A 9,231-nucleotide genomic window follows, 5' to 3' on the forward strand; every position below is an offset into this window, starting at 1 on the left:
ATGGCGGTCAAGGCAGCGTCTCGCCGCGGTGGGGCCTCCGGGCTCCGCCGCGGCGAGGCGGCAGCCGGATGGCTGTTCACGGCGCCGGTGATCGTGATCCTCGGTGTCTTCCTCCTCATCCCGGTGCTCATGGCGCTGTGGGTGAGCGTCTCCGACTGGGGCGGCCGCGGCAGCCCCCTCTCCGGATCGGTCTCGTTCGTCGGCGCCGACAACTTCTCGGCCGTCCTCACCGACGGCGGTCTCGCGACCAAGGACTTCGGCACCGCACTGCGCAACAACGCCTGGTACGTGCTGCTCGTGGTCCCGCTGCAGACCGCGCTCGCCCTGTTCCTCGCGATCCTCGTCAACCGCGCCATGCTCCGCGGCCGCGGCTTCTTCCGCACCGCCTACTACTTCCCCTCCGTGACCAGCACCGTCGCGATCACGGTGCTGTGGATGTTCCTCTTCACCTCCAGCGGCGCCGTCAACGACGTGCTCTCCTGGTTCGGCATCAACGGGCCCAACTGGTTCAACGATCCGCGCGGCATCCTGCATCTGGCACTCGGCACGGTCGGCGTCGATGCCGGTCCCGCGGCGCTCACCCAGAGCGGCACACTCGGAGTGTCGTGGTGGGAGTGGCTCGCCGGTCCGTCCGTCGCGATGAGCGCGTACATCCTGATGGCCATCTTCACGACCTCCGGCACGTTCATGCTCATCTTCCTCGCCGGTCTGCAGAACCTCGGCGCCGACGTCGATGAAGCGGCCATGATGGACGGCGCGAACGGCTGGCAGCGCTTCTGGCGCATCACGCTCCCGCAGCTGCGCCCGACCCTGTTCACCGTGCTGACCCTCGGCCTCATCGGCTGCTGGCAGGTGTTCGACCAGATCTACACGGGCACGCGGGGTGCGCCGAGCAAGACCACGCTCACCCCCGCCTACCTCTCGTACCAGACCGCGTTCCAGAACCAGGAGTGGGGGCAGGGTGCGGCGATCGCGTTCATCCTGTTCGTCATCATCGTGATCTTCACGCTCCTGCAGCGCTGGGTGCTGCGCGACCGGCCGGTGTCGAAGCGTCGCATCCGCGCGTACCAGTCGTTGAAGGGAGCATCGTCATGAGACGGCTCTCGTCGAAGCAGCTGACCTGGCAGATCGCCCTCTACGCGCTGTTGATCATCCTCGCGATCATCTACATCTACCCGTTCCTGATCCAGGTCGCGACGAGCTTCAAGACCGATGAGGATGCCGCGTCCAGCGGGATCACGCTGATCCCCGACGTCTGGACGTTCGCGGCGTACGAGCGCCTGTTCCGCAACTCCGACTTCCCGTCGTGGTTCGTGAACAGCGCGATCGTGACGATCTTCGTCACCGCGGGCCGGGTGTTCTTCAACTCGCTCGCCGGGTACGCGCTCGCCCGACTGCGCTTCCGTGGACGCGGTGTCGTCTTCGCGGCACTCGTGGCGGTGATGTCGGTTCCCACCGTGGTGCTGCTCATCCCCAAGTTCCTCGTGATCAACCAGCTCGGCATCTTCAACTCCTACGCCGGGATGATCCTGCCGCTGCTCGTCGATGCGGCCGGGGTGTTCATCATGAAGAACTTCTTCGAGTCCATCCCCGAGTCGGTCGAGGAGCAGGCGCGCATCGACGGCGCCGGCACGTTCCGACTGTTCTGGTCGGTGGTGCTGCCGATGGCGACGCCCGCGCTCGTGACGATCGTGATCCTGTCGTTCCAGGGTTCCTGGAACGAGCTCAGCCACTTCATCGTGTCGACCAACGACCCTGCCCTGACCACCCTGACCAAGGGTGTCGCGTCCCTCGCCAGCGGTGGACTCAGCCAGGGCACCCAGTATCCGCTCAAGCTGGCGGCCGCGCTCATCATGACGATCCCCGTCGCCGTGATGTTCTTCGTCTTCCAGCGCCGCATCATGAACTCCACAGAAGGAGCCGTCAAGGAATGACCCCCACCCCGCCCCTCCAGCCGCTGCTGGACGACGCCGTGATCATGCTCGAGGCGCCGACCCAGGCCTGGTCCGACGACATAGGCCGCATGGGCACCGCACCGATCCACGGGATCTACCACGGCGACGTCCGGCACATCCGGAGCATCGAGATCACCGTCGACGGCACCGCGCTCGAGTCCATCGGGTGCGTGTCGGCGGTGCCGCAGCAGACGGTGCTGACCGACCTGCTGCGCGGGCTCGACGACGAATCGGCCGACCCGAAGGTGCGGATGGACCGCGATCGCCGGGTCGCCGCCGGTGCGTTCTCGGAGCGGATCACGATCACCTCCCACCTCGACGCACCGGTCGCCACAGCGGTGACAGTGCGGGTGCTCCCGGACTTCGCGCCGATGCAGGAGGTCAAGGCGGGGCTGGGTACCGAGGCGACGTGGAGCTGGGACGGATCCATCTGCCGTGCAGGCGAGGCGTCGTTCACGCTCACCGCTCCCGAAGCCGCGGTGACGCAGGACGGGGAGGCCCTGGTGCTGCGGTGGGATGCGGTGGTGCCGCCACGCGGATCCGTCGCCCTCGGCTGGGCGGTCGACCTCGACGACCCGACGCTCGTCGTCACCGCCGCCCGTCCGTCGCGGGCTCCGCAGCCCGCCGTCCCCGCGGATTCGCGCGCTGCCCGCTGGATGGCGCAGGCGACCGCCGACCTCTCTGCGCTCCGCCTCGCGCTGCCCGACCATCCGGACGACGCGTTCTACGCCGCAGGAGCCCCCTGGTTCTTCACTCTCTTCGGTCGGGACTCGCTCTGGGCAGCCCGCCTCGCCCTCGCGGTCGACCCCGACATGGCGGCCTCGACGCTGCGGGTGCTGGCCCGGCTCCAGGGCACCGGGCACGACGCCTCGACGGCCGAGGCTCCGGGCAAGATCGCGCATGAGCTGCGCAGCGGCGCCCTGTCGTTGCCGAACGAGGGCGTGCACCTGCCGCCGCTCTACTACGGCACGGTGGATGCGACCCCGCTCTGGATCTGTCTGCTCGCCGACGCCCACGCCGAGGGCATGCCCGAGCGAGAGGTGCGGGCACTGCTCCCGCCACTTCGCGCCGCGTTGACCTGGATGACGGTGCACGGCGATGCCTCGGGCAGCGGCTTCATCGACTATGCGGACGAGTCGGGCCACGGACTCGCGAACCAGGGCTGGAAGGACTCCGGCGACTCGATCCAGTGGCGAGACGGACGCCTGGCCGAGGGCCCCATCGCCCTGAGCGAGGTGCAGGGCTATGCGTACGAGGCTGCTGTGCGCGGCGCGGATCTGCTCGACACGTTCGGCGAACCCGGCGGCGCTGAGCTGCGGGCGTGGGCTGCCGACCTGCGCGAACGCTTCCGCGCTGCGTACTGGATCACCACGCCAGAGGGCCGCTACCCCGCGATCGCCCTCGACGCCCACGGCGCCCCGGTCGACACCCTCACCAGCAACATCGGACACCTGATCGGCACCGGCATCCTCGACCCCGAGGAGGAGCGGACCTGCGCCGCCCTGCTGACCGCGCCGAGCATGTCGAGCGGCTACGGCATCCGCACCATGTCGACCGACGCTGCCGGATACTGGCCGCTCAGCTATCACGGTGGCAGCGTATGGGCGCACGACACCGCGATCGCCGTGCACGGCATGATCCGCGCCGGGCTCGATGCCGAAGCACGCGTGGTCGCCGCGCAGTTGCTCGACCTGGCGGAGGGGTTCGACTACCGCGTGCCCGAGTTGCACGCAGGTGATGCGCGCGTGCCCGGAGGCGCGCCCCTTCCCTACCCCGCCGCGTGCCGCCCGCAAGCGTGGTCGGCGGCCGCGGCCGTCGTCGTGACGCACGCCCTGGGCTGACCCGGACGAATCGGACGAGCGATCGGCTGAGCGCCCGCGGGCCTCAGTCGATCGCTCGTCCGTCCTTCCAGACGGTGTCGACGAGCGGAACGCCCGGCCGATAGGCGAGGTGGATGCGGGTCGGCGCCCTCAGCAGCACGAGGTCGGCTCTGGCCCCGGACGCGATCACGCCGACGTCTTCGCGGCGCAGTGCCTTCGCCCCGCCCGCCGTCGCCGCCCAGACGGCCTCGGCCGGGGTCATCCCCATGTCGCGCACGGCCACGGCGATGCAGAACGGCATCGACGAGGTGAAGCTCGACCCCGGGTTGGTGTCGCAGGCCAGCGCCACGGTCACTCCGGCGTCGATCAGGCGTCGGGCGTTCGGATACGGCTGCCGCGTCGAGAACTCCACCCCCGGCAGCAGGGTGAGCACGGTGTCGGAGCCGGCGAGCGCGTCGATGTCGGCGTCCGTCAGATAGGTGCCGTGGTCGATCGAGGCCGCACCGAGCTCGACGGCCAGACGCACGCCCTCTCCTGGACCGAGCTGGCTCGCATGCACGCGGGGGGCGAGTCCGCGCGCGATGCCGGCTTCCAGCACCCGCCGCGACTGCGCGACCGTGAAGGCGCCCGTCTCGCAGAACACGTCGATCCAGGTGGCGTGCGGGGCGCATGCTTCGAGCATGGGCCCGGTCACCAGGTCGACGTACTCGTCCGAGCGGTCGGCGTACTCGGCGGGCACGACGTGTGCGCCGAGGAAGGTCACCTCGGGCGTCACCTCTGCTGCCAGGCGCACCAGGCGCTCCTCGTCGGCGACGCTCAGGCCGTAGCCGCTCTTGATCTCGACGGTCGTCGTGCCCTGCGCGAGCATCTCGTCGAGGAAGCCGCGCAGTCGCGCGCGCAGCTCGTCGTCGCTCGCGGCGCGGGTGGCCGCGACGGTCGAGCGGATGCCGCCGGCCGCGTACTTCTGCCCCGCCATGCGCGCCTCGAACTCGACGGCGCGGTCGCCCCCGAAGACGAGGTGGCTGTGGCTGTCGACGAATCCGGGAATCATCGCACGCCCGGCGGCGTCCACGACCTCGTCGGCTTCCGGTGCCTCTGCCGCGGCACCCACCCAGGCGATCCGCTCGCCCTCGATCAGCACCGCTGCGTCGGCCAGCGTCCCGGTGCGGTCATCAGCCGTCGCGACGTTCGTCGTCAGTTCCGCGATGTTCGTGATGAGCGTCGACATGTCCTCACCCTCTCAGAGCATCGGCACGTTCAGGCCGCGCTCGCGGGCGACGTCGCGCGCGTGCTCGTAGCCGGCGTCGACGTGGCGCATCACACCGGTGCCGGGGTCGTTCGTCAGCACGCGCTCCAGCTTCTGGGCGGCGAGGTCAGAACCGTCGGCCACCGTCACCTGACCGGCGTGGATGGAACGGCCGATGCCGACGCCGCCGCCGTGGTGCAGCGACACCCAGGAGGCGCCGGACGCCGTGTTGAGCAGGGCGTTCAGCAGGGGCCAGTCGGCGATGGCGTCGGAGCCGTCCTTCATCGCCTCGGTCTCGCGGTAGGGCGAGGCGACCGAGCCGGAGTCGAGGTGATCGCGACCGATCACGATAGGAGCCGAGAGCTCGCCCGAAGCGACCATCTCGTTGAACTTGAGTCCGGCGAGGTGGCGCTCCTTGTAGCCGAGCCAGCAGATGCGGGCGGGAAGCCCTTCGAAGTGCACCTTCTCCCCGGCTTTCTCGAGCCAGCGGTGCAGGGCGGCGTCTTCGGGGAAGAGCTCGGCGATCGCCCGGTCGGTCTTGTAGATGTCTTCCGGGTCACCCGAGAGCGCAGCCCAGCGGAACGGCCCTCGTCCCTCTTCGAACTGCGGGCGGATGTAGGCCGGCACGAATCCGGGGAACTCGAATGCCCGGTCGAACCCGCCCAGCTGCGCTTCGGCGCGGATCGAGTTGCCGTAGTCGAACACCGCGGCGCCCGCGTCCTGGAACGCGACCATCGCCTTCACGTGCGCTGCCATCGATGCGCGGGAGCGGCGGGTGAAGTCCTCCGGGTCGCGCTCGGCCTCGGCCTTCCAGTCCGCCACCGAGGTGCCGAGCGGGAGGTAGGCGAGCGGGTCGTGGGCGCTGGTCTGGTCGGTCACGATGTCGATCGGCACCCTGCGGCGCAGCAGCTCGGGGAACACCTCGGCCGCGTTGCCGACGACACCGACCGAGAGGGCCTCTCCGGCGTCCTTGGCGGCGACCACGCGGGCGACGGCCGCGTCGAGATCGGTCGTGTACTCGTCGAGGTAGCCGTGTTCCACGCGGCGGGCGAGGCGCGACTCGTCGACGTCGACGATCAGAACCGCCCCGTCGTTCAGGGTCACCGCGAGCGGCTGAGCGCCGCCCATTCCCCCGGCGCCGCCGGTGAGGGTCAGGGTGCCGCGCAGCGAGTCGCGGCCGAGCGAGCGGGCCACGGCGGCGAAGGTCTCGTACGTGCCCTGCAGGATGCCCTGCGTGCCGATGTAGATCCACGAGCCGGCGGTCATCTGCCCGTACATGATGAGTCCCAGCTCTTCGAGCTTGCGGAACTCGGGCCACGTCGCCCAGTCGCCGACCAGGTTCGAGTTGGCGATGAGCACGCGCGGGGCCCACTCGTGGGTGCGGAACACGCCGACCGGCTTGCCCGACTGCACGAGCAGGGTCTCGTCCGGTTCGAGCTCGTCGAGGGTGCGCACGATCGCGTCGTAGGCCTCCCAGCTGCGGGCGGCCTTGCCCGTGCCGCCGTAGACGACCAGGTCTTCCGGGTGCTCGGCGACCTCGGGGTCGAGGTTGTTCATGAGCATGCGCTTGGCGGCTTCGGCGCCCCAGCTCTTCGCGGTGCGCTGATTGCCACGGGCAGCGCGGACGACTCGCGATCCGGAAGCGGTGCTTTCTGATGAGACGTTCTCAGCCATGAGTGTGCTCCTTTGCGATGCGGGCGACGTCGCCCGACTGGACGAGGGCGGTGACGGCTTCCATGTCCGGGGACAGGAAGCGGTCGGGTCCAGGACCTGCGGCGACGGTGCGGACCAGGTCACGAACGGCTCCGGTCGCGGGTCCCGCCTGCAACGGCGCGCGCAGATCGAGGGCGCGGGCGCCGGTGAGGATCTCGATGGCGAGCACGCGGCCGAGGCCGTCGATCGCGCGGCGCAGCTTGCGGGCGGCGGCCCATCCCATCGACACGTGGTCCTCCTGCATGGCGGACGACGGGATCGAGTCGACCGAGGCGGGGACGGCGAGACGCTTGAGCTCGGAGACGATGCCGGCTGCCGCGTACTGCGCGATCATGAGGCCGGAGTCGACGCCGACCTCGTCCGCGAGGAACGGCGGGAGTCCGTGGCTGCGGGCCGGGTCGAGTGCGCGGTCGGTGCGACGCTCGGAGACCGAGGCGACGTCGGCGACCGAGATCGCGAGGAAGTCGAGCACAGCGGCGACCGGAGCCCCGTGGAAGTTGCCGTTCGACTCGATGCGCCCGTCGAAGGTGATGACGGGGTTGTCGATCACGCTGGCGAGTTCGCGTCCGGCGATCAGCGTCGCGTGGGCGAGGGTGTCGCGGGCGGCGCCGTGCACCTGGGGCGAGCAGCGCAGCGAGTAGGCGTCCTGCACGCGGCCGTCATCCGGACCCTTGTGGCTCGCGACCATGGGGGAGTCGCCGAGGAAGGCGCGGAGATTGGCCGCGGACTCGGCCTGGCCCGTCTGTGCGCGGAGGGCCATCAGGTCGGCGGCGAACACGGCGTCGGTGCCGAGCTGCGACTCGACCGACATGGCCGCGGCGATGTCGGCGGTGAGCAGGAGCGTCTCGAGGTCGTGGAGTGCGAGCACCAGCGTGCCCAGCATGCCGTCGGTGCCGTTGATGAGCGCGAGCCCCTCCTTCTCGACGAGGGTGAGCGGCTCGATGCCCGCAGCAGCCAGGGCCTCGGCGGCGGGGACCAGTGCGCCGGATGCGTCACGCACGTCGCCTTCGCCCATCGCGGCCAGGGCGATGTGCGCGAGAGGGGCCAGGTCGCCCGAGCAGCCGAGCGAGCCGTACTCGCGCACCACGGGGGTGATGCCCTCGTTGAGCACGGCGGCGTAGGTCTCCACCACGACCGGGCGCACGCCGGTTCGACCGGAAGCGAGGGTCTGCAGGCGCAGCAGCTGGAGTCCGCGGACGACCTCGCGCTCGACCTCGGCGCCGGTGCCCGCGGCGTGCGAGCGGATCAGACTGGCCTGCAGCTGCAGGCGACGGTCGGGGGCGATGAAGGTGGTCGCCAGAGCACCGAATCCGGTGGAGACACCGTAGTGCGGGTTCGGGTCGGCGGCGAGGCCGTCGATCACACGGCGGGTGTCGGCGACGCGGGCGAGGGCTTCGGCGTCGAGCTGCACGGGGGCATCGTGACGGACGACGGCGACGACATCGGCGGGCGACAGCGGGGCCGCTCCGACCAGCACGGGGGCGAGTTCGGTCATGGTTCGATTCCACACCCGACGCGTCGTGTGAGACACCCGTTCGTGCGATGCTTTGTCTGTGATCCCAGACAAAACGACCAGCGCTCAGGCACCGGGGACGCAGGCACGGGTGGCGGACGTCCCGGTGTCCGACGCGCCGACCGCGCAGGTGCCTGCGGCGGAGAACACGCTCCGCATCCTGAGCTATCTCGCCGGACGGCCGGCCCCCGTGGCGGCGTCGGCGATCGCGCGCGAGCTCGATCTGCCGCGGTCGACGGTCTATCACCTGCTGACCACCTTGGCCGCTCACGGCTTCGTGCTGCACCTGCGCGAAGAGAGACGCTGGGGACTGGGTACTTCGGCTTTCGAGCTCGCCGGCGGGTACACCCGGCAACAGCCACTGGCGCGACGAGGCCGACCTTTGGTGGCTGCTCTTTCGGACCGGCTGGGGGAGAGCGCGCACCTGGCGGTGATGAGCGGTGGGGACGTGCTGTACATCGTCGAGGAACGCGCACCTCGGAGGCCCGCGTTGGTGACGGACGTGGGCGTGCGTCTTCCGGCGCACCTCACGGCTTCGGGCCGCGCGATGCTGGCCGCGCTCCCCCGGGAACAGGTCCGGGCGCTCTACCCGGACGTCTCGGCATTCCCCGACCGCACCGGTCTCGGGCCGCGGACGCCGCGAGAGTTGCGTGAGCTGCTCCGGGATGTGCGGTCCCGGGGGTATGCGACGGAGAACAGTGAGATCGCGGACGGCTTGCGCAGTGTGGGTGCGGCGGTGCTCGACGCGGCGGGGTGGCCTGTTGCTGCGGTGGCGGTGACGTGGGGCCGTGCGGATCTGGATGAGGAGCTGCTCGCTGCCGCTGTGCGGGAGTGCGCCGCCATGCTCGAGGCGCGCTTGAAGCGCTGAGCCGTGCGGCCACGGTCGCGTTAACGCAGAAGAGCCACCCCGCGAGGGATGGCTCTCCGTGCTCGCATGGAGCACAACGCAAGAAAGCCACCCAGCATTGGGTGGCTTTCTTGTTT

7 protein-coding genes are annotated in these 9,231 nt (G+C 70.3%); 4 read left to right on the forward strand and 3 right to left on the reverse strand.

Features of this window, described 5'->3' with window-relative positions; genetic code table 11:
* Genes MOX01_RS17805 through MOX01_RS17815 form a run of 3 tightly spaced genes read left to right on the forward strand, consistent with a single transcriptional unit; the run spans position 1 to position 3,796 of the window.
* The gene (locus tag MOX01_RS17805; RefSeq protein ID WP_141370867.1) at positions 1 to 1,095 is read left to right on the forward strand and encodes a carbohydrate ABC transporter permease; all 1,095 of its coding nucleotides are present in this window, start codon (positions 1 to 3) and stop codon (positions 1,093 to 1,095) included.
* On the forward strand, positions 1,092 to 1,934 hold the full coding sequence (locus tag MOX01_RS17810) for a carbohydrate ABC transporter permease (protein WP_113680247.1): 843 nt from the start codon (positions 1,092 to 1,094) through the stop codon (positions 1,932 to 1,934). Before MOX01_RS17805 ends, MOX01_RS17810 begins: the two co-directional genes overlap by 4 nt.
* The gene (locus MOX01_RS17815) at positions 1,931 to 3,796 is read left to right on the forward strand and encodes a glycogen debranching N-terminal domain-containing protein (RefSeq protein ID WP_141370869.1); all 1,866 of its coding nucleotides are present in this window, start codon (positions 1,931 to 1,933) and stop codon (positions 3,794 to 3,796) included. The genes MOX01_RS17810 and MOX01_RS17815 overlap by 4 nt, the downstream gene beginning before the upstream one ends.
* Before the next feature lie 43 nt (positions 3,797 to 3,839).
* Here MOX01_RS17815 and hutI read toward each other — a convergent pair whose 3' ends face one another.
* From hutI to hutH, 3 genes are read right to left on the reverse strand one after another with little or no spacing between them, the layout of a single operon-like run.
* Positions 3,840 to 5,003 (reverse strand): imidazolonepropionase, encoded by a 1,164-nt coding sequence (gene hutI, locus MOX01_RS17820; RefSeq protein ID WP_141370871.1) that lies wholly within the window; start codon positions 5,001 to 5,003, stop codon positions 3,840 to 3,842.
* Positions 5,004 to 5,015: 12 nt separating this feature from the next.
* Complete coding sequence (hutU, locus tag MOX01_RS17825) at positions 5,016 to 6,695, reverse strand: urocanate hydratase (protein WP_141370872.1); 1,680 nt, start codon at positions 6,693 to 6,695, stop codon at positions 5,016 to 5,018.
* A complete protein-coding gene (gene hutH, locus MOX01_RS17830) occupies positions 6,688 to 8,229 on the reverse strand; it encodes a histidine ammonia-lyase (protein WP_141370873.1) in 1,542 nt (513 codons plus the stop codon). The genes hutU and hutH overlap by 8 nt, the downstream gene beginning before the upstream one ends.
* Before the next feature lie 109 nt (positions 8,230 to 8,338).
* Between hutH and MOX01_RS17835 the strand changes: the two genes are divergently transcribed.
* The gene (locus MOX01_RS17835) at positions 8,339 to 9,115 is read left to right on the forward strand and encodes an IclR family transcriptional regulator (protein WP_371861873.1); all 777 of its coding nucleotides are present in this window, start codon (positions 8,339 to 8,341) and stop codon (positions 9,113 to 9,115) included.
* Positions 9,116 to 9,231 lie beyond the last annotated feature (116 nt).

Origin of the sequence: Microbacterium oxydans, assembly GCF_006540085.1 — a bacterium.
GTDB classification, from domain to species: Bacteria; Actinomycetota; Actinomycetes; order Actinomycetales; family Microbacteriaceae; genus Microbacterium; species Microbacterium oxydans.

Excerpts from the sequence above, each read along its gene's own strand:
- hutH (WP_141370873.1), bottom strand. The coding sequence starts at position 8,229 with ATGACCGAACTCGCCCCCGTGCTGGTCGGAGCGGCCCCGCTGTCGCCC.
- MOX01_RS17805 (WP_141370867.1), top strand. The coding sequence starts at position 1 with ATGGCGGTCAAGGCAGCGTCTCGCCGCGGTGGGGCCTCCGGGCTCCGC.
- hutI (WP_141370871.1), bottom strand. The coding sequence starts at position 5,003 with ATGTCGACGCTCATCACGAACATCGCGGAACTGACGACGAACGTCGCG.
- MOX01_RS17815 (WP_141370869.1), top strand. The coding sequence starts at position 1,931 with ATGACCCCCACCCCGCCCCTCCAGCCGCTGCTGGACGACGCCGTGATC.
- MOX01_RS17810 (WP_113680247.1), top strand. The coding sequence starts at position 1,092 with ATGAGACGGCTCTCGTCGAAGCAGCTGACCTGGCAGATCGCCCTCTAC.
- hutU (WP_141370872.1), bottom strand. The coding sequence starts at position 6,695 with ATGGCTGAGAACGTCTCATCAGAAAGCACCGCTTCCGGATCGCGAGTC.